Origin of the sequence: Tahibacter soli (assembly GCF_025717065.2) — a bacterium.
Classification (GTDB): domain Bacteria; phylum Pseudomonadota; class Gammaproteobacteria; order Xanthomonadales; family Rhodanobacteraceae; genus Tahibacter; species Tahibacter soli.
Map to the genome: position 1 here is coordinate 276,205 of NZ_JAOVZO020000019.1, position 19,411 is coordinate 295,615.

Below are 19,411 nucleotides of genomic sequence, written 5' to 3' on the forward strand. Positions count from 1 at the left end.
TCAGCCCTGCCCGATGCGGACCGACGTGGCGTCGATCGTCAGCTCGGTCTTCGACGCCGGCGTGCGGCCTTCCTTCGACAGATGTTCGACTTCGGCATCCGACAGCGTCTTGACCTTGAGCGTGCCGTAGACGACGGCGTCGCCTTTCGCATCCTTCGGCACGCTGAACGCGTGGTCGTGCATGACGACGCGCGCGAACGAACCTTGATGTTCGAGCACCATCCAGCAGCCCTGCATCTGGCACACGTCGGTGATGCGACCGCTGAACGCGCGCGGCGCGTCGCCGACCTTCGCCGGATCGGCCGCGACATCGGCGATCGACACGGCCGTCAGCGACGCCGGCATCGGCTGGCCGTAGGTGCTGCCCGACTTTCCGGTTTCGGTCGCCTTGGCGGTGACCTTCGGATCGCAGCCGGGCTTCTCTTCGGACTTGTCGCCGTGCGCATGGTCGTCGTGCGCGTAGGCGCCGCCCGCGACGAGCGCCGTCGCCGCCAGCATGGAGAACAAAAACCCGCGTTTCATCGCACACCCCTCCCGGAAGCCTCGCGGCGGTGCGGCTACTATGCCTCCAGCGCGACGAGTTGCGCCACCTCTCGGGTCGTACCGAATTTGCCTTTGTCGTCGCGAACGACGTCGGCCATCGCGCATTGCGCGTCGTGCGTGAAAAACAGCCGCACGCCGCGCGCGAGCTTGTCTTCGAGAAAGCGCCGCTTCTCGTCGATCAGCAATTCGGGATAGCGGTCGTAGCCCATCGTCACCGGCAGATGCACCCAAGGCCGGCCCGGGATCAGGTCGGCGCAGAAGACCACGCCGCCGTCGCCGCCGATTTCGGCGAGCATCAGGCCCGGTGTATGGCCGTTCGAGTAGCTGAAACGCACGGCTTTGCCCAGCGTTTCGGAATATTCGCCGTCGACGATTTCGAGCCGCCCGGACGCTTCGAGCAGGCCCTGCAGCTCGGCGATGAACGACGCGCGATCGCGCGGGTGCGGCTTCAACGCGCGCTCCCAGCATTCGCGGCTGACGAGGTAGCGCGCGTTCGGAAACAGCAGCCGCGGCGGAGCGCCTTCTTCCCACGCGGCCAGGAGGCCGCCGGCGTGGTCGAAGTGCAGGTGCGACAGCACGACCGCGTCGATGTCCTCGTGCGAGAAACCGGCTTGCGCCAGCGAATCGAGCAGCACGTGGCGGCTTTCGACGACGCCGAAGCGTTCGCGCAGCTTCGGCTCGAAGAACGCGCCGATGCCGGTTTCGAATAGAACCTTTCTGTCATTGATTCCTTCAATGAGCAGGCAGCGGCACGCGAGCGGAATGCGGTTCTGCGCATCCGGCGTTATCCACTTTTCCCACATGCCACGCGGCACGTTGCCGAACATCGCGCCGCCGTCGAGCTGCTGCGAATTGCCCAGAAGCGAATGGAGTTTCATCGCCCGATCTCCCTCACGTCGGCCTTGCCCGAATCGCCGCGCGGATCGGCGCCGCCGCGCATCTGCCCGGTCGCGCGGTTCCAGTCGACCGCGTTCATGAAGCCCCACGGCCGTTCGCCGTCGCTGAGCACGTGGCCCATCGCTTCGAGCGCCTTGCGCTCGTCGCGCGTGAAGGCGTCCTGCTCGATCGAAATCACGTCGGGCAGGAACTGGTGGTGGAAGCGCTTGTTCGCGACGAGCTTGTCCGGTGCGTCGCCGTCGAACCACGCGAGGATGCCTTCGAGCACCATCGTGATGATGCGGCTGCCGCCCGGCGTGCCGATGACGAGCGTGCGGTCGGCGCCGACGACGAAGGTCGGCGTCATCGACGACAGCGGCCGGCGTCCGGGCTTCGGCGCGTTCGCGTCGGCGCCGACGAGGCCGTACGCGTTCGGCGCGCCGGCCTTGAGCGCGAAGTCGTCCATTTCGTTGTTCAGCACGAAGCCCGTGCCCGGCACGACGAACGCGGCGCCGTAAGGCAGATTCACCGTCTGCGTCACCGCGGCGAGATTGCCGTCGGCGTCGACGATCGAGAAGTGCGTCGTATCGGTACCCTGCTCCGGCGCCATGTAGCCCGGCAGGTCGTCGCTCTTCGTCGCCTTCTTCGGATGGATCGACGCGCGCAGACCCGCGGCGTACAGCGGGCTCGTGAGCTCCGCGACCGGCATCTTCACGTAGTCCGGATCGCCGAGATACTCGGCGCGATCGCGATACGCGCGGCGCATCGCCTCGACGACGAGATGCGTGCGTTCGACGCGGCCGAGCTTCTTCAAATCGTAACCTTGCAGAATATTGAACATTTCCGCGAGTGCGATGCCGCCCGACGACGGCGGCGGCGCCGTGACGATGCGATGGCCGCGATAGTCGAACGCGATCGGCTCGCGCTCCTTCACCTTGTAGCCGGAAAGATCGGCGAGGCTCCACGTGCCGCCGGCCGCCTTGACGCCGTCGACGAGCTTCTTGGCGTATTCGCCTTCGTAGAAGCCGGCGTGCCCCTTGCTCGCGATCAGCTCGAGCGTGCGCGCGAGATCGGGGTTCTTGAGCACCCAGCCGGCCTTCGGCACTTCGCCGCCGGGCAGGAACAGCGCGGCGGAGCCGGGATAGCGCGCGAGCACGTCCTTGCGGCTCGCCAGGCGGCCCAGGCTGCGCGCATCGGGCGCGAAGCCCTCGCGCGCGAGGCGGATCGCGGGCGCGAGCGATTGCGACAATTTCAATTTTCCATAATGCTCGGCAACCCAGACGAGCGCCGCGGGCTCGCCGGGAATGCCGGCCGCGAGCGGGCCGTTGACCGACTTGTCGCGGTCGAGGTCGCCCTTGGCGTCGAGGTATTGCTTGGCGTCGGTCGCAGCCGGGGCGGTTTCGCGCGCATCGACCATCACCTGCCTGCCGTCGCTCGCACGATGCAGCAGAAAGAACGCGCCGCCGCCGATGCCGGAACTCTGCGGTTCGACGACCGACAGCGCCGCGCTCACCGCGACGGCCGCGTCGAACGCGTTGCCGCCCTTGGCGAGCACTTCGAAGCCGGCGTCGGTGGCGAGCTTGTGGGCGCTCGAAATCGCGGCCTGACGCGTCGCGCGTTCGGCGGCGCCGGCCGGCAGCGCGACGGCGGCGAGCGCGAGAGCCAAAAATAGCGGGCGGAGGGAACGGATCATCGTTCGGGTTCCTTGCCGGTCAGAGCGGCGTATTTGTCGAGCAGCTGCTCGCGGGATTCGCCGAGCGCGGCGTCGACGAAAATGCATTCGACCGGGCAGACCTCGATGCACTGCGGCACGTCGTAGTGGCCGACGCATTCGGTGCACAGGTTCGGCGCGATCTCGTAGATCTCCGGGCCCATGGAGATCGCCTTGTTCGGGCAGACCGGCTCGCAGACGTCGCAGTTGACGCAGAGTTCGGTGATTTTGAGGGCCATACACGTAGCGGCGAACGTGACGCGCGTGGTCGCGCAGTCGAAGGGGATGGCGCTCGGGGGCGGGGTTTTCAACCGGCAGCCGGTCGAATCGCGCCGCGCCTCGTGCTCGTCATTCCGGCGGAGGCCCGAATCCAGCTTTTCGCTCTTGCTCGTCATTCCAGCGCAAGCTGGGATCCAGTCTTTGATTTCGACGACTCAACAGCAAAAGCTGGATCCCAGCTTTCGCTGGGATGACGAGCCAAGGAGCAACGGCAAGAACTGGATCCCGGCCTTCGCCGGGATGACGAGCCAAGGAGCAACGGCAAGCGCTGGATCCCGGCCTTCGCCGGGATGACGAACTGACAAAGCCGTGCGCTACGCGCACGGGTCAGTTCGTCACTTCATCTCGACGAAGCGATACACCGCGCTCGTCGGCGCGAGCGCATCCTGCACGCGCTGCTGGTCGGCGGTCGCGCCGATGAACAGCACGACGACGTCCTTGAACGCGCCGGCCTTGGCATCCTTGAACGCGTCGAGGATCAGATCGCCGGTCAGCTTCGAATCGGGACCGCCGAAGGCGACCATGTTGCCCGGCAGCACCGTGCGCGCGACCACCACCTGCACGTTCTGCAGCTGATTGATGCGCTGGTCCTGCGCTTCCTGGCTGTCGCCGCCCGGCACGAAATACATGTACGGACGGCCCGACGTCACGCCGGCCATGTTGCGCTTGACGACATCGACGAGATACGCCTTCCAGGCCTGCGTGTTGTTCGGGTCGGTCGGCATCTTCACTTCGACGGCAACCGGCGCGGCGGCCTTTTCTTCCTCTTTCTTGTCGCACGCGGCGAGCGCAAAAGTGGAAAGTACGCCAATCATGGCAATCTGGAGAAACTTACGCATATCGTTCACCTTGTTTGTCAGATCTTGGATGTTTCGTTGCGCCAGCGCTGGCGCAGCGCCTGCTGCACCCCCGGATGGACGAAACCGGAAACGTCGCCGCCGAGCCGCGCGATTTCGCGCACGAGCGACGACGAAATGAAGCTGTACTGCTCCGCCGGCGTCAGAAACAGCGTTTCCGCCTCGGGAATCAGGTGCCGGTTCATGCTGGCGAGCTGGAACTCGTATTCGAAGTCGGATACCGCGCGCAGCCCGCGCAGGATCACGCGAGCGCCGATCTCGCGCACGAAATCGGCGAGAAGGCACGAGAATCCGCGCACTTCGACGTTCGGCATGTCGCGCAGGCCTTCTCGCGCGAGCGCGATGCGGTCGTCGAGCGTGAAGCTCGGCCCTTTGCTCGTGCTGTCCGCGACGCCGACGACGACGTGGTCGAACAACGGCGCGGCCCGGTTGACGAGGTCAATATGGCCGTTGGTGATCGGATCGAACGTTCCCGGATATACAGCGATGCGCGCCATCGGTAAGCGGACCATGCTGGGGGCTGGATAAAACACTCCAAGCTTAGCGGATGCCCCCGGCGCGGCGATAGAGCACATGCCGTACGCCGCCTGCCCGTCCTTCGCGGTGCGGATGCCAGTCCGCCGGCAGTTCGGGCTGCGCGTCGGCCGGCGTTTCGACGTAGACGAACGCCTGCGGCGCCAGCAGGCCGCGCAGCTCCAGCCGGCGCGCGGCTTCGGACCACGCGTCGTCGGCGAACGGCGGGTCGAGAAAAACGAGATCGAACGGCTCGGTTTCTCGTTCCAGCGCCGACCACGCGTCGCCCGCCACCACGCGGCCGTTCGCCTGTTTCAAACGTTCAAGATTCGCGCGCAGCGCCTGCGCGAGCCCAGGGTCGCGTTCGACGAACACGACCTCGCGCGCGGCGCGCGACAACGCCTCGATGCCCAGCGCGCCCGTGCCGGCGTAGAGGTCGAGGCAGCGCGCGCCGCCGACGTGCGCCATCAGCCAGTTGAACAGGGTTTCGCGGACGCGGTCGGGCGTCGGCCGCAGGCCGGGCCGGTCGGGCACGTCGAGGCGCGAGGCGCGCAGGCTGCCGCCGATGATGCGGATTTTTCCGGAAGGTGCTGGCATGAAGACGGCTTGTTCGAGGCGGGTTTGCCCGCATAGCACGGAGACGCCGGGCGTTGCGGCGTCGGTGTTAGCATTCGCCGCTTATTGTCGTTGAACCCGGTATCCGATGTTCAAGTTCTGGAAGAAATCGCCGAAGGACGCGGAAAAACAGCAGGTTGCGCCCGCCGACGCGGCCGTTGCCGATGTGCCGGCCGAGGCGGCGGCGGACGTTGCCGCGCAGCCGATCGAGCCGGCGGCGAACCCCGTCGAGCCGATCGTCGAGCCGGCGCTGCTGCCCGCGGCCGAATTCGTCGCCGAGGCGCCGCTCGCCGTCGCGCCCGTGCCCGACGCCGCGGCCGTTCCCGCGAAGAAGACGTGGCGCGAGCGCCTGTCCGGCAGCGCGTTCGCGAAGAATCTCGGCGCGCTGTTCTCGCGCAAGCCGAAGCTCGACGACGCGCTGCTCGACGAACTCGAGACCGCGCTGATCACGGCCGATGTCGGCGTCGCGGCGAGCACCGACCTCGTCGAAAACCTGCGCCGCCGCGTGAACAAGCGCGAATTCGAGGACGCGACGCAACTGCTCGCCGCGCTGCGCGAAGCGCTGATCGCCCTGCTCGTGCCGGTGGCGCGCCCGCTCGCGATCGCGCCGGAACACAAGCCGTTCGTGCTGCTGATGGTCGGCGTCAACGGCGTCGGCAAGACGACGACGATCGGCAAGCTCGCACGCCGCTACCAGCAGGAAGGCCACGATCTGATGCTCGCGGCCGGCGACACGTTCCGCGCCGCCGCGGTCGAACAGCTGAAGACGTGGGGCGAGCGCAATCGCGTGCCGGTCATCGCGCAGGGGTCCGGCGCCGACGCCGCGAGCGTGATCTTCGATGCGCTGCAGTCGGCGAAATCCAAGGGCGCCGACCTTCTCATCGCCGACACGGCCGGCCGCCTGCACACGCAGTCGGGCCTGATGGACGAGCTGTCGAAGATCCGCCGCGTGCTCGGCAAGCTCGACGCGAGCGCCCCGCACGAAGTGCTGCTCGTGATCGACGGCACCACCGGCCAGAACGCCATCAACCAGGTGCGCCAGTTTCGCGCGGCGATCGGCGTGACGGGCCTCGTCGTATCGAAGCTCGACGGCACCGCGAAAGGCGGCGTGATCTTCGCGCTGGCGAAGGAGTTCGGCCTGCCGATACGTTTCGTCGGACTCGGCGAAAGCCTCGACGACCTGCGCGTGTTCGACCCGGCCGCGTTCGTCGACGGACTGCTGCCGCAGAATCTCGCGGCTTAGTGAAAACGTGAAGAAAACGCAAAACGAAGCGCGCGGAAGCGCGGCAAGGTGGGCCCGGCGGTGGCTGCCCACCGCCGGACCCGCTCACGCTTTCCGCCAGGGGGGCCAGCTTGGGCGCGAGCATCGCCGTGCGACTCTCCGTCCTGGGTCGTCGCGCCGGCCCGCGCATTATGCACCCGTCGCGAATATCCATCAATCCACTTTTTTTGCGACGCAATGACACTGCGCCGCGTCCTGCGCTACGGCCTGATCTCGCTGCTCGTCGCCGTCGTCGCGGCGGTGTTGCTCTTGCGCCACTACGCGCAGCCCGAGAAGATCGCCGCCGCGCTGATCGCGCAGACCCGCGACAGACTCGGCCTGGAACTGTCGTTCGCCGGCGATCCGCGCTATGCGTTCTGGCCGAAGCTGCGCCTCGAACTCGATGACGCGCAGTTGCGCGTTCCCGGCGCGAAGACGCCGCTGCTGACCGTCGCACACACCGGTGTCACGTTGCCGTGGAGCAGCCTGCGCACGTCGACGCTCGCGATCGAAACGCTGCGACTGACCGAACCCGCGCTCGACCTCGACGAGACGAACGCGTGGCTCGCCGCGTCGCCGGCCGGCGCCGTGCCGGATATCCGCGCCGGTATCGTTATCGCGAAAGGCAATATTCGACGCGACGGCAAACCGTTCGTCGTCGGACTCTCGCTCGACGGCGAACTCGACCTGCCCGCGCTCGCCGCGTGGTGGCGTGCGCTCGCGGCGCACGCGAACGATGCGGCGCCGCTGCCGCCGCTGCCCATGAACGCGACGATCGAACGCATCGACGCCGGCGGCGCGACGCTCTCGGGACTCGTCATCGAAACGGAAAACCCGCCGTGATCGCCGGGCGCCTGCTCGCGTGGTACGACCTGCACGGCCGCAAGGATCTGCCGTGGCAGCATCCGCGCACGCCGTATCGCGTGTGGCTGTCGGAAATCATGCTGCAGCAGACGCAGGTCGCCACGGTGATCGGCTATTTCGAGCGCTTCGTCGCGGCGCTGCCGGACCTGCCATCGCTCGCCGCCGCGCCGCAGGACGACGTGCTCGCGCTGTGGGCGGGCCTGGGCTACTACAGCCGCGCGCGCAATCTGCACCGCGCGGCGAAGCTGTGCATCGAGCGCCACGGCGGCGAACTGCCGCGCGACATCGCAGCGCTGTCCGACCTGCCCGGCATCGGCCGCTCGACCGCCGGCGCGATACTCGCGCAGGCATTCGGACTGCGGCATCCGATACTCGACGGCAACGTCAAGCGCGTGCTGTCGCGGTACCACGGCGTGCACGGCTGGGCCGGCGCGACGCGCACGGCCGAAATCCTGTGGGCGCATGCCGAAGCGAACACGCCGAACGAGCGCCTGGCCGATTACACGCAGGCGATCATGGATCTGGGCGCCACGCTGTGCGCGCGCAGCCGGCCGCGCTGCGACGCGTGCCCGCTCAAGGAGGACTGCGTCGCGCGCCGCGACGGACTGACCGTACTGCTGCCGACGAAGAAAGCGCCCAAGCGCGTGCCGACGCGGCAGACGTGCCTCCTGATCCTGCGCGACGCGCACGGCCGCGTGCTGCTCGAACGCCGGCCGCCGACCGGCGTGTGGGCGCAGTTGTGGAGCCTGCCCGAAACCGATTCGATCGACGCGGCGACAGCCGCGGCGCACAAGCTCGGCGCGCGCGCCGACGCGTTCGCCCCGCTCGACCCGTTCGTGCACGTGTTCACGCACTACCGGCTCGAGATCAGCCCGTACCTCGCGTCGGCCGCGCCGCTGCCGCGCGTGGCCGACGGCGACGGCGTGCGCTGGTGCAGCGAGCGGGACATCGCCGCGCTCGGCCTGCCCGCGCCGGTGAAGAAACTGCTGCAGACGATGCACGGCGGCACCGTGCAGATGTTAGGCGGCGGCGCATAGCGCGCCGCCGCCGCGCGAGCGGAGCGAGCTACTCGAAGCCGTCGCCGGAGATCGCGTCGCTGTCGACGTCGAGGCCGACCGGCAGCGTCACGAACCGTTTGCGCGGATCGTTGCTGTACAGGCACAACAGCGCCTCGTAACGGCCGTCGCCGAGATTCGTCGCGTCGACGCGCACGGTCGCGGCGGTTTCGTCGTCGGGCGCGAGCGTGCTCGCCGATTTCATCGCGCAGACGCTGCCGGCCGCGCTCGACGAAGTGGGCGTCGCGGAGGCCTGAGGTGCGGTCGCGGCCGTTGGCGTTCAAAATACGCAATCCGTCCGGTCCGAACCGCGGCCGGACTCACTGTGGAGCCTCCATGCCCCGTACCGTTTTCTGCGTCAAACTCCAGCGCGAAGCCGAAGGCCTCGCGTTCGCGCCGTGGCCCGGCGAACTCGGCAAGCGCGTGTTCGAGTCGGTTTCGAAAGAAGCCTGGGCCGCCTGGCTCGCGCATCAGACCATGCTGATCAACGAAAACCGCCTGTCGCCGCTCGATCCGAAGCATCGCGCGTTTCTTCAGACAGAAATGGAAAAGTATTTCTTTGGAGAAGGCTCGGCGGCGCCGGCCGGCTACGTCGCGCCGGAGTCGAGCGGCGACTGAGCCGCGCCCGCGACGCACGCCGTCGACGACACCGGCACGCGCCGGAACAGTCCGGCCTTGACGCCCGCGAGCACCTTGAGCATCTCGCCGCGCATCAGCGGCGCGCGGCCGAGCGGCCCGAACAGCGTGTCGCGCAACGCCGCCGCCCAGTCGAGATCCGACTGGAACAGCGGCGTCATCCAGCGGCTCAGAAACTGGTAGATGCCGACGTGCGAGCGGCGCTCGCGGTCGTAGCGCCCGAGCGCCGCGTCGACGTCGCGCTCGCGCTCGAGCGCCTGCGCGAGGCCGTACGCGTCGCACAGCGCCATGTTCGCGCCCTGCCCGAGCTGCGGGCTCATCGCATGCGCGGCATCGCCGAGCCACGCGACGCGGCCTTGCGCGAAACGTCTCAGCACCGCGTCGCGATAGTGCGCCGGCGCGAACTCGCGCACGTCGACGAGAGTGTCGAGCAGCGGCCGGATCTGCGGCCAGTAGCCGCCGATCTCGTCGCTCAGCGCGTCGAGTCCGCGTTCGAGCGTCGGCGCGAGGCGATTCGACGGCAGGCTCCAGAACAGGCTGACGCGGCGCTCGGTGTCGCCCTGCCCCGGCAGACGACCGACCGGCAGGATGCCGGCCATGCGGCTCGCCTTCGCGTAGCGCTGCAGCAGCTCGCCGCGCCATTGCCGCTCGGGATCGGCGCACAGGCACCACAGCGCGCCCCATGGATACGGCCGGTCGCGCCGCACGAGTTCCGGCGGTCGCAGCGTCGACGCCGCGCCGCCCGCGACCAGCACGAGATCGTACGGACCGTGACGCGCGCCGCGCTCGTCGCGCAGTTCGCGCGCGGCGTGGTCGATCGCGACGATCGTCGCGCCGCAATGAAGGTTCGGCGCAAGCTCGGCGTCGCGCAGGATTTCAAACAGCGCGCCGCGCTGGATGCCCAGGCCGAACCAGGCCGGATCGAGTCCCGCGTAGTGCATGTCGATCACGCGGCGGCCCGACGGCGTGACGCCGAAGAGGCGCGCGATCGGTTCGCCGCATGCGACGGCGGCATCCGCAAGACCCAGCTCGCCGAGCACGCCCAGACCGGTCGGCTGCAGCAGCAGACCCGCGCCGACCGGACCCGGCTGCGGCGCGCGTTCGAAAATGTCGAGGCGATGGCCCTGCCGGCGCAGGAAGCGCGCGACCGCCTGGCCGGCGGTGCCGTAGCCGACGATCGCGATATCGAGAAGGCGTTCCATGCGCCGGCGAGCTTACCCACGCGGCGCGGTCCGCACCATCAGCGCGCGGCGGCCTTCTCGCGCGCGGTCTGCGCCTTTTCCTCGGCGCGCAGCGCCTTGTAGTCGATCGGCTGTATCGACCCGATCATGCAGCGGTCGCGGCCGGCGAGCACGTGGTCGAACTTCGTGCTGACGCGGTGCTGGCCGTTCGAGGTCAGCGCGATCGCTTTCGCCCAAGGCAGTTCGACGCAGGGCGGTCGCACCTTGATCAGCCACACGGTGTTGACGCCGGTCCACACCGCGACCGCCTCGTCGCCGAAAGCTTCGTAGCGCACGAGCCGCCAGAACGGCATGTCGTCGACGGGCGAACCCGCGTGACGTTCGTAGAACGCGAGCCGTTCCTTTTCTCGATCGGTGGAAGCGTGCGCCGACGACGCGGCGGCAAGCGCGGCGACGGCGATGCAGGCGGCGGCGAGGATGTGGCGAGTCATGTCGGGTCTCCGGACGAGCGGTTCGTCTGCCGCAACAGACGAACCGCGAGAGCCATAGAGTCGCACGACCTGCGTTACGGTTCAGCCGACGGTAGGGATCAGCTGCGCGTGAAACCCGCGGCGCGCTCGACCTGCTCGCGCTCGAAATCGGACATCTTCTGCGCGATCGCCATGTAGCGCGCCTGCACCGCGTCGTCGCGCGGCATCGTTTTCGCCAGCGCGATCATGATCGTCCGGCGCTCGTAGTCCGAGCCGATCTCTTCGACCGCGTCGAGCACGGCGAGCGTGCCGTCGCGTTCGAGCTTGCCGGCGCGCACGAGCGCCATCAGCGCTTCGCGCTGTTCGTAGTCCGAACCGAGCGCCTTGCACGCCGCGGCGTACGGCACCGCCAGGCGTTCGGCGTCGCGCGTATGCGCCGCGGCCGTGCGCAGGATCTCGCGGCGCTCGTAGTCCGAATCGAGCGCGGTACTCGCGCCGATGACTTCGACGAGCAGGTCGTCGCCGTCGTACACGTCGATCATCGCGGTCAGCGCGCGGCGGCGCTCGTAGTCCGAATCCATCGCCAGCGCCGACTTCATCCACGCGCGGCGCAGGTCGGCGTGCGGCGCGATCTGCGCCACCGCTTCGCTCAGCACTTCGGCGCGCTCGTAGTCGCTGCCGATCGCGCCGGCAATTTTCAACAATGTCTCCAGGCCGGGCTTGTCCAGTTTCTGCTTCGCGAGCGCGGCGGACATCACGTTGCGGCGCTCGTAGTCCGACTCGATCGTCGCGGTGAGCTTCAGCGTGTCGTCGACTTCCTCGGTGCCGAGCTTGTAGTTGCCGATCAGCGTGCGCAGGTACAAGCCGCGCGCATGATCCGAGCCGATCTGCGTGACTTCGGCGAGCACTGCCGATGCGCCGCCGGCCTTGTAGATGCGGTCGACGCGAGCGACGGCGTCGATGCCGGCCTCGCGCATCATGCGCGGGATGATCGTCGAGAGCCATTGCTTCGCGTCGGCGTCGATCGGCCGCTCGGCGCCGTCGCGCCAGTAGCGCCTGGCGATGCCGTTGTCGCCGTTCGCGTACTCGACGCGGTGCGTCACGCCGCCGGCTTCTTCCTCGAGCGACACCGTGCCGTCGCCGTCGATCGCGGCGATGTCGGTTTCGTCGGCGTTGAAGGTGACCTTGGTCGTGGCCTTGTAGTCGAGCTTGCGCTCGGGCGTGCGCAGCTTGATGCGCGTGGCGCCGTCGTCGTCCTCGATGTGCAGCGACATCTGCGTGCTCGTCTTGGACGAGCTGACGTCGGCATTGGTGACGCGGATGCGCTCGCCGGCGTGCGACAGCGTCGGCGAAAACGCCGGCAGCAGCACGGCGGCGGCGGTCACCGCGGCGGCGCCGAACGCGCGCGCGGCGGCGGAAACACGGGAACTCGTCACGGGAACTCCTTCGAGCAGTCGCTCGGCACGTTGCATGAGGGGCGAGCGCGGCGACGCCATGGCGACCGCGAACGCGTTGTAGTGAATCGGATCGCGCGCTTCGAGGCAGCGCACGAGGCAGGACGCGAGCGGTCGACCGTCGCCGAGCGCGCGCGCCGCGGCGGCGTCGCATTCGAGTTCGGCGATCGCATCGAGCCGGCGCAGCGCGAGGCCGACGAACGGCACCGCGCAGAACAGCGCGTGCCACACGGCGAACGCGACGCGCCACTGCGGATCGCGGCGGCGGATGTGCCACAGCTCGTGCGCGAGCATGGCGCGGCGCTCGTCGGCCGGCAGCGCGAGCGTCCAGTCCGGCACGAGGATGCGGCGGCCGGGCGTCGCGAGCGGCCCGGAAATCGCCGTCGACACGGACAGCCGCGGCGCCGGCATGTCGAACGTCGCGCTGAGCGCGGCGAGGTCGTACGCGAGATCGCCGCGCACGACCGGTTCGGCGTCGCGGTGCAGCCGGCGCAGCGCGACGAGCGACCGCACCAGCCGCGCGAGCAGCAGCAGACTCGCGGCCAGCCAGCCGGCGAGCACGAGCGCGCCCCAGTGCGACATCGTCCATTCCCACGCGCCGACGACGAACGAGGCGTCGTCGGATGCATCGGCCGTCACGACGACCGCGGGTTCCGTCGCAATGCTCGTGGCGGCAACGACGGGCGACGACGATTTCGCGACCGATTTCTTCGGCGCATCGCTAGCGGCGGCGACGGCAGGCGCCCGAACGGCACGCTGCGCGGCCGGCGCGGACAACACTTCGATCGATGCCTCGCCGCGACCGACGGGCCATTGGCCGGCGAGCGGCCGCGCGGCGAGCGCGAGCTGCAGGCAGGCGCTGAGCGCACCGCCGAACAACGCGACGCGCCACGACCATTCGCGCAGCGCGGCGGCCCTGACGAGGCCTGCGCGTTCGAGCAGCCAGACGAGGCCGAGCAGCAGCGCCCCGTGCAGCGCGGCGGTCAGCGCGAAAGCCGTATAAGGCAACAGGGTCTCGCTCACGTTCCGTCCTCCCCGGCGGCGGCTTTCAGGCGTTTGCGCAGGCGGTCGAGATCGCCCGGCGCGATTTCCGATTCGTCGACGAGATGCGAGACGAGCGCGCGCGCATCGCCGCCGAACAGCGACGACAACAGGTCCGCGACCATCGAACGGCGCACGTCGGGCTCGCTGACGAGCGCGCGGTAGTACAGCTGGCGGCCGTCGCGGCGCATCGCGACGACGCCGCGCTTTTCCAGGCGCGTGAGCAATGTGGCGACGGTGGTGTGCTTCAGGCCGCGCTCGGCCGCGAGCACCTCGGCGACGTCGGCCGTGCTCGGCTCGCCGCGTTCCCACAATACGCGCATCACCGCGATCTGCAGATCGCTCAGCGCGACGTCCTGTTTCTTCCCCGCCATGGCCCACCTCTACACGTGTCGTACTACATGTGTAGTAGAAACGCATCGACGACGCAACAGGCGGAAAGTCATGGTCGGCGCGCACGCGCGACTGGACGCGCCGAAGGCCTTGACTAAGACGAGGCCGATCGGTTTAATACGCGGCTCCGCTGCAGCGCCTCCGTCGCTGCGCAAGCAACACCCTCCCTGGCCGGGTAGCTCAGTTGGTAGAGCAGGGGATTGAAAATCCCCGTGTCGGCGGTTCGATTCCGTCCCCGGCCACCATTTCCAAGTATCCCCAAAGCGAGTCGCACGGAATCTGCACGGAATTCTTCGTGCCGAAGGCGCGCGCGCCGCGATGCCCGTGTCCTGCGTCCCGGCCGGACGCTTGAATCGGCTTTCGCGGTCTCCGTCTTTCTCGGATGGCCGCGTGTCGGAGGTTTTGCGGTGCTGCGTCTGTTTGCTCGACTGCACCGATAGCGGCGAGCATCGAAGATCGTTGCCTACCGGCGCGATCGTGGCTTTCGCATCCGCAAAGACCACTTCGTCGCAATGTTTACTGCGACATCGACAGGATTCGCCCGCGGAACTTCCCTCGCCGCGCGAACTCCGAATATCGCCGCCGCAGGCATGCCCGTCACGGCGCGCGACGCCCACCGCTCGGAGAAAATCATGCGATTCGTTCAAACGAAGCGCGGCGCATCCCGCCGCGCGGCGGGCTTCAGCCTGCTCGAAATGCTCGCCGTGATCGTGCTGATAGGCATCGTCGCCGGCATCGTGGCCGCCAGGATCGGCCCATCGTTCGACTCCGGCAAGACCAAAGCAGGCAAGGCGCAGCTCGACAAGCTCGCGGCCGTGATCGACCGTTACACGCTCGACCAGGGCGCGCTGCCTCAGAAGCTCGACGATCTCGTGGCAAAACCGTCGACGGCAAAGCAGTGGAACGGCGCGTACGCAAAACCGAGCGATCTCGTCGACCCCTACGGCCATGCGTTCGTCTATCGCGCACCCGGCGAACACGGCGACTACGACCTCGTGTTTCTCGGCAAGGACGGCAAGCCCGGCGGCGAGAATTTCGATACCGACTTCGGCAATTGGCATTGATCGTCGCGCGCCACGGCTGGCGCGGGCCGCGCCTGTCGCGGTAGCGTTGCGCGCAGCGCGTGCCGCAATCGCAGAGCGGCGTGCCCTCCTCGTCCGCTGCCGGAATCCGCCATGCGTCTTGCGTCGCTCGTCGTTCTGCTCGTTCCTTCGTTCGCGTTCGCACAGCAATCGGTCACCACCGGCGCCGGCCTCGACTACATGCCCTCGGTCATCCGCGCGGACGACGGCACGATCCGCGTCGCGTTCGAACGGCTGAATCCGTCGACGCTGTCGGGCGACCTGTGGACCGTGCATTCGAGCGACGCCGGCGCGACGTGGAGCACGCCGACGATCGCCGTCGCGACCGCGTCGAACGAGCGGCATCCCGCGCTCGTGCAACTGGGCGACGGATCGTACGTGCTGTTCTTTCTCCACGGCGCGAGCGCCGCGTCGAGCTTTCGCATTCATCGCGCGACGTCGCCGGACGGCATGGCGTTCAGCGATCTCGGCGCGATCGCGCTCGGCTGGGCGACGGGCGGCGAGATCAATCCGCACGTCGTGCGGCATCCCGACGGCACGCTGACGATGAGCTACCAGCGCCTCGGCACCGGCGGCAGCTACGTCGCGCAGTCGACCGACGGCGGCGCGACCTGGGACACGCTGCGCACCGTCATCGCCGCCGACGGCCTGCTGCCGCGCATCGCGTTTCGCGCGAGCGACGGGAAGTATCTCGCGACCTATCAGGTCGGCCCGTCGCCGCTCGCGCTGTACGCGAAGACGACGACGAACGTGCGCGACTGGTCCGGCGCGGCGCAGGATTTCGCGGTCGACGGCGACAACCACGACTCGCTGCCGGTCGCGATGCCGGACGGCGCGTTCGCGGTGTTCTACATCCACGCGAACGACGGCCAGTACGACGTGTATTCGCGGCGTTCGAGCGACGGGGCCGCGTTCGAGGCGCCGCTCGCGCACGTCGTCTCCGACGCCGACGACGTCGAGCCGCACCCGCTCGCCGGCACGTCGGCGAACACGGTCGAGCTGTACTGGGGCAGCGCGGCGTCGGGTTCGGACTACGACATCCTGCGCCTGCCCGACGTACCGGTCGGCGAGGCGATCTTCGCCGACGGGTTCGACGGCTGAGCGGCAGCGGAAAGCGGCAACGAACCGTCAGCCGCGAGCGACCAGCCGCATGCCGGTCGCGGCGACGACGAACGCGTCCGCGCCGACGAGGCTCACCTGCTCGCCGGTCGACAGGCGGTACATCGGGACGAGCCGCACCTTTGCCGCACCGGGGATGCGGCGCTCGACCGTGTACTTCTCGACAATGTGCGAATTTCCGTCTTCGTCGACGGCGGCGATTTTCGAAAGAACGGCTACTGCGGACTTCACGAACTTCCCTTGCACTTCCGGCGCGATCGCGCCGGGCCGAGTTTGCACGATATCGCCGTCGCGTTGGAGCGTCGCGGACCGCGCCGTTCGCGGCTCCCGCAGTCGCATGCGATCATGCCGCCATGCACGACCCGTCGTCCCTCGAACATCTGAGCGATCGCGCCGAATTCCGCCGCCGTCCGCATCGGCCCGGCGTCGAGCTGTATCGCGCGCACATCGTGCGCCACGCGTTCGAACCGCATACGCACGACGGCTTCGGCCTCGGCGCGATCGAGTCCGGCGTCGAGCGGTTTCGCTATCGCGGCGCCGATCATCTCGCGCCGCCCGGCGCGCTCGTCTGCATGAATCCCGACGAGTTGCACACCGGCCACGCCGAGACGGAAGGCGGCTGGCGCTATCGCATGGTCTACGTCGATCGCGCGGCGGCCGAAGAGGTCATGGGCGAGCGCGACTGGTGGTTCGCCGACGCGGTGCGGATGCGCCCGCACGAAGCGCGACGCGTCACCGCGCTGCTCGACGCCCTGTGGCAGGCGCGCGAGCCGCTCGCTTACGACGACCTGCTGCTGTCGCTGCTGCAGACGTTTCGCCCGCATGCTCGCATCCGGCCGGCATCGACGGAACCGGCGGGCCGCTTCGCGCCGGTCGTCGACTACCTGCGCGAACATCTCGCGCGGCGGATCACGACCGACGAACTCGCCGCCGTCGCTGGCCTGAGTCCGTTTCATTTTCTGCGCAGCTTCCGGCGCAGCTACGACGCGACGCCGCAACAGGTGCTGATGGCGCTGCGTCTCGACGCCGCGAAGCGACAGCTCGCCGCCGGCACGGCGCCGGCCGACGTCGCCGCCGACACCGGCCTCGCCGACCAGGCGCATCTCACGCGCGCGTTCGCGCGCCGCTACGGCGTCACGCCGGCGCGCTACCAGCGTCAGCGGTAGCCGCGACAGCAATCCGGTTCAAGACGCCTCGCGCGCGCCGCCTTAGCGTGCCGCCATGGCTATCGGCATTCTCTACGCACTCATCGCGGGCCTGATCTGGGGCCTCGTTTTCGTCGGGCCGCTGCTCCTGCCCGAATATCCGGCCGCGCTGCAGTCGTTCGGCCGCTACGTCGCGTTCGGCCTGATCGCGCTGCCGCTCGCGTGGTTCGACCGCAAGGCGCTCAGGCGTCTGCGCCGCGCCGACTGGATCGAAGCGCTCAGGCTCACCGCGATCGGCAACCTCCTGTACTACGTCTGCGTCGCCAGCGCGATCCAGCGCGCCGGCGCGCCGCTGCCGACGGTGATCGTCGGCGCGCTGCCGGTCGCGATCGCGATCGGCGCGAACCTGCGCGGCGGCGCGCACGACGGCCGCATGCCGTGGCGACGCCTGGCGCCGTCGCTGCTCCTGATCGCGCTCGGCATCGCCTGCGTCAACGCGGTGGAACTCGACGCGCTGCGGCGCGACGCCGGCGCCGACCTCGCGCGCTACGCGTCCGGCGCGGCGCTCGCGTTCGTCGCGATGGCCGCGTGGACGTGGTACGCGCTGCGCAACGCCGACTGGCTGCGCGCGAACGCCGCTCACGGCCCGGGCACGTGGGCGACCGCCCAGGGACTCGTGACGCTGCCGCTGGCGCTCGCCGGATATGCCGCGTTGTGGATATGGATGCACCTGCGCGGCGACGCGTTCGCGATGCCGTTCGGACCGCGGCCCGGCGCGTTCGTCGCGCTGATGGTCACGATCGGTCTGCTCGCGTCGTGGGTCGGCACGATGTGCTGGAACCGCGCGAGCCAGCGGCTGCCGACATCGCTCGTCGGGCAGCTGATCGTGTTCGAAACGCTGGCCGCCCTCGCCTATGCGTATCTGCGCGCGGGCCACATGCCGGCCGCGACAACGCTATGCGGCGTGGGCCTCCTGATCGCCGGCGTGGTATGGGCCGTGCGCGCGAAGGCGCCGCCGACGCACGCGTGACCCACGGCGTTCGCGCGTGTCGCGATCGGTGAGATCGCGCCGTGCAGAATACGTAGCGAGCGCATCACTCCTCCACGTTCGGGCCGGGTTTCCGTCCCGTTTTTTTGCGGACTCGCGCTTGCCGTCCTAGCCTCAGCCCGCGCCGCGCAGCGCGTCCTCGAGCGCATCGCGGCGCGCGAGCAGCTGCGCGCGATGACGGTTCGCACGCACGAGCATCGCGACGGCCGCCGCGACCATCGCCATGCCGGTCGCGAACGCGCCGAACGCGGCCGGCGCGCGCGTCGTCGCGACCGCGATGCCGGCGCCGAGCGCGAACGCCGCACAGAACGCCACCGCCATGCGCCCGGCGACGACGCGATGCCGCGCCAGCAGCGGCCGGCGCTCGCGCAATACCCAGACCGCGAACGCGATCCATGCAATGCCGATCGCGGTCATCGCCGCGAACGCGGCCTGCGTGCGCAAGGGCAAGTGCGGCTCGGTCAGCAGCAGACTCGCAACGACGCTGGTGGCCATCGCCGCGGCTAGCGCGAGGCCGACGTAGCGCAGGCGCACGCCGAGCGAAAACTGCTCGCGCGCGAGTTGCCGGAGGGTTTCGATCGACGGCGTCGTATCGGTGCGATTCATCATGAGCGGTCTCCTGTGGAATCGATTTTTGGCGCAGCAGCCGGCGCGCGCGAAACAGCCGCGACTTGACCGTGCCGACCGGCACGCCGAGGACGTCGGCGATGTCGCCGAGCGCGAGCTCGTCGAGATAGAACAGCGTGATCGCCTCGCGTTCGAGCGGCGGCAGCGCGGCGACGTGTTCTCGCAACGCCGCGGCGTCGTCGTCCGCCGGCTGCGCGTCGTCCGGCAGATCGTCGAGCGCGGCGGCGTCGTCCGCGATCGGCTGCGCGTAGCGCGATCGCAGATGGTCGATCCAGGTGCGCCGCGCGATGCCGAACAGCCATGCCCGCAGGCGCGCGCCGTCGCGCAGGTGCGCGATGCCGCGAAACACGCGCAGCCAGACGTCCTGCGCGATGTCGTGCGCGGCATCGTCGCCGCCGGCCAGACGCGCGACGTAGTCGCGGATCGGCGCATGCCAGCGCGCGATCATCTCGTCGAATGCCTCGGGCTCGCCGAGCTGGCAGCGCACCGCCAGCCATTCGTCTTCGCGTCCTCGCAGCGTTTGTATCCGTGCATCGTCCATCGCGTTCTCCGGTTCGCGGAAGAAGTCGGCGGACGGCACCGAAAGGTTCACGCGCCGGCACAAGTATTCGCGATCCGGGGCGATCCGCGCATCGTCGTCG

The 19,411-nt window shown here is 69.0% G+C and carries 22 protein-coding genes, 1 tRNA gene and 1 pseudogene; 9 read left to right on the forward strand and 15 right to left on the reverse strand.

Annotated features, from left to right (window positions below; translation table 11 throughout):
• The 7 genes from OD750_RS20375 to rsmD form a co-directional block, all read right to left on the reverse strand.
• Complete coding sequence (locus OD750_RS20375) at positions 1-522, reverse strand: DUF4920 domain-containing protein (protein ID WP_263540854.1); 522 nt, start codon at positions 520-522, stop codon at positions 1-3.
• A gap of 38 nt (positions 523-560) precedes the next feature.
• Complete coding sequence (locus OD750_RS20380; protein ID WP_263540853.1) at positions 561-1,421, reverse strand: MBL fold metallo-hydrolase; 861 nt, start codon at positions 1,419-1,421, stop codon at positions 561-563.
• The gene (ggt, locus tag OD750_RS20385; protein WP_263540852.1) at positions 1,418-3,112 is read right to left on the reverse strand and encodes a gamma-glutamyltransferase; all 1,695 of its coding nucleotides are present in this window, start codon (positions 3,110-3,112) and stop codon (positions 1,418-1,420) included. The genes OD750_RS20380 and ggt overlap by 4 nt, the downstream gene beginning before the upstream one ends.
• Complete coding sequence (locus OD750_RS20390) at positions 3,109-3,369, reverse strand: YfhL family 4Fe-4S dicluster ferredoxin (RefSeq protein WP_263540851.1); 261 nt, start codon at positions 3,367-3,369, stop codon at positions 3,109-3,111. The genes ggt and OD750_RS20390 overlap by 4 nt, the downstream gene beginning before the upstream one ends.
• Before the next feature lie 375 nt (positions 3,370-3,744).
• On the reverse strand, positions 3,745-4,248 hold the full coding sequence (locus OD750_RS20395) for a hypothetical protein (RefSeq protein WP_263540850.1): 504 nt from the start codon (positions 4,246-4,248) through the stop codon (positions 3,745-3,747).
• 17 nt (positions 4,249-4,265) lie between these two features.
• A complete protein-coding gene (gene coaD / locus OD750_RS20400; RefSeq protein WP_425508251.1) occupies positions 4,266-4,763 on the reverse strand; it encodes a pantetheine-phosphate adenylyltransferase in 498 nt (165 codons plus the stop codon).
• 43 nt (positions 4,764-4,806) lie between these two features.
• Positions 4,807-5,376 (reverse strand): 16S rRNA (guanine(966)-N(2))-methyltransferase RsmD, encoded by a 570-nt coding sequence (rsmD, locus tag OD750_RS20405; RefSeq protein ID WP_263540848.1) that lies wholly within the window; start codon positions 5,374-5,376, stop codon positions 4,807-4,809.
• 106 nt (positions 5,377-5,482) lie between these two features.
• Between rsmD and ftsY the strand changes: the two genes are divergently transcribed.
• From ftsY to mutY, 3 genes are all read left to right on the forward strand, one after another.
• Entirely contained in the window at positions 5,483-6,637 is a 1,155-nt protein-coding gene (gene ftsY, locus OD750_RS20410) for a signal recognition particle-docking protein FtsY (RefSeq protein WP_263540847.1), read from the forward strand.
• Positions 6,638-6,853: 216 nt separating this feature from the next.
• Positions 6,854-7,498 carry an AsmA family protein gene (locus OD750_RS20415; protein ID WP_263540846.1) on the forward strand — a complete coding sequence of 215 codons (645 nt, stop codon included), beginning with the start codon at positions 6,854-6,856 and terminating at the stop codon, positions 7,496-7,498.
• Complete coding sequence (gene mutY, locus OD750_RS20420) at positions 7,495-8,556, forward strand: A/G-specific adenine glycosylase (RefSeq protein WP_263540845.1); 1,062 nt, start codon at positions 7,495-7,497, stop codon at positions 8,554-8,556. The genes OD750_RS20415 and mutY overlap by 4 nt, the downstream gene beginning before the upstream one ends.
• A gap of 28 nt (positions 8,557-8,584) precedes the next feature.
• On the opposite strand, the gene OD750_RS20425 is transcribed toward mutY, so the two are convergent.
• Positions 8,585-8,779 carry a hypothetical protein gene (locus tag OD750_RS20425; RefSeq protein WP_263540844.1) on the reverse strand — a complete coding sequence of 65 codons (195 nt, stop codon included), beginning with the start codon at positions 8,777-8,779 and terminating at the stop codon, positions 8,585-8,587.
• 131 nt (positions 8,780-8,910) lie between these two features.
• On the opposite strand from OD750_RS20425, the gene OD750_RS20430 reads away from it, so the two are divergent.
• Complete coding sequence (locus OD750_RS20430) at positions 8,911-9,192, forward strand: oxidative damage protection protein (RefSeq protein WP_263540843.1); 282 nt, start codon at positions 8,911-8,913, stop codon at positions 9,190-9,192.
• Here the strand turns inward: OD750_RS20430 and OD750_RS20435 are convergent.
• From OD750_RS20435 to OD750_RS20450, 4 genes are all read right to left on the reverse strand, one after another.
• Positions 9,162-10,412: an FAD-dependent oxidoreductase gene (locus OD750_RS20435; protein ID WP_263540842.1), complete on the reverse strand. Its 1,251-nt coding sequence runs from the start codon at positions 10,410-10,412 to the stop codon at positions 9,162-9,164. The two genes, OD750_RS20430 and OD750_RS20435, sit on opposite strands and share 31 nt — an antisense overlap.
• 38 nt (positions 10,413-10,450) lie before the next feature.
• Positions 10,451-10,882: a DUF6491 family protein gene (locus OD750_RS20440; protein WP_263540841.1), complete on the reverse strand. Its 432-nt coding sequence runs from the start codon at positions 10,880-10,882 to the stop codon at positions 10,451-10,453.
• 98 nt (positions 10,883-10,980) lie between these two features.
• Complete coding sequence (locus tag OD750_RS20445; RefSeq protein ID WP_263540840.1) at positions 10,981-13,338, reverse strand: M56 family metallopeptidase; 2,358 nt, start codon at positions 13,336-13,338, stop codon at positions 10,981-10,983.
• Positions 13,335-13,730 (reverse strand): BlaI/MecI/CopY family transcriptional regulator, encoded by a 396-nt coding sequence (locus OD750_RS20450; RefSeq protein ID WP_263540839.1) that lies wholly within the window; start codon positions 13,728-13,730, stop codon positions 13,335-13,337. Before OD750_RS20450 ends, OD750_RS20445 begins: the two co-directional genes overlap by 4 nt.
• 188 nt (positions 13,731-13,918) lie before the next feature.
• Between OD750_RS20450 and OD750_RS20455 the strand changes: the two genes are divergently transcribed.
• The 3 genes from OD750_RS20455 to OD750_RS20465 all read left to right on the forward strand — a co-directional run bounded on the left by OD750_RS20455 (position 13,919) and on the right by OD750_RS20465 (position 15,932).
• Positions 13,919-13,994: transfer RNA gene (locus OD750_RS20455), tRNA-Phe, on the forward strand.
• 387 nt (positions 13,995-14,381) lie between these two features.
• On the forward strand, positions 14,382-14,813 hold the full coding sequence (gene gspG, locus OD750_RS20460; protein ID WP_263540838.1) for a type II secretion system major pseudopilin GspG: 432 nt from the start codon (positions 14,382-14,384) through the stop codon (positions 14,811-14,813).
• Between the two features lie 111 nt (positions 14,814-14,924).
• Entirely contained in the window at positions 14,925-15,932 is a 1,008-nt protein-coding gene (locus tag OD750_RS20465; protein ID WP_263540837.1) for a sialidase family protein, read from the forward strand.
• Between the two features lie 27 nt (positions 15,933-15,959).
• Here the strand turns inward: OD750_RS20465 and OD750_RS20470 are convergent, their stop codons facing one another.
• Entirely contained in the window at positions 15,960-16,181 is a 222-nt protein-coding gene (locus tag OD750_RS20470; protein ID WP_263540836.1) for a hypothetical protein, read from the reverse strand.
• A 122-nt stretch (positions 16,182-16,303) separates the two neighbouring features.
• On the opposite strand from OD750_RS20470, the gene OD750_RS20475 reads away from it, so the two are divergent.
• Together OD750_RS20475 and OD750_RS20480 are read left to right on the forward strand one after the other, a co-directional pair.
• Complete coding sequence (locus OD750_RS20475; RefSeq protein WP_263540835.1) at positions 16,304-17,116, forward strand: AraC family transcriptional regulator; 813 nt, start codon at positions 16,304-16,306, stop codon at positions 17,114-17,116.
• A gap of 55 nt (positions 17,117-17,171) precedes the next feature.
• Complete coding sequence (locus OD750_RS20480) at positions 17,172-18,125, forward strand: DMT family transporter (protein WP_263540834.1); 954 nt, start codon at positions 17,172-17,174, stop codon at positions 18,123-18,125.
• A 132-nt stretch (positions 18,126-18,257) separates the two neighbouring features.
• Here OD750_RS20480 and OD750_RS20485 read toward each other — a convergent pair whose 3' ends face one another.
• Complete coding sequence (locus tag OD750_RS20485; protein ID WP_263540833.1) at positions 18,258-18,752, reverse strand: hypothetical protein; 495 nt, start codon at positions 18,750-18,752, stop codon at positions 18,258-18,260.
• Between the two features lie 82 nt (positions 18,753-18,834).
• Positions 18,835-19,311 (reverse strand): annotated as a pseudogene (locus OD750_RS27535) (RNA polymerase sigma factor); the annotation flags it as partial.
• Positions 19,312-19,411 lie beyond the last annotated feature (100 nt).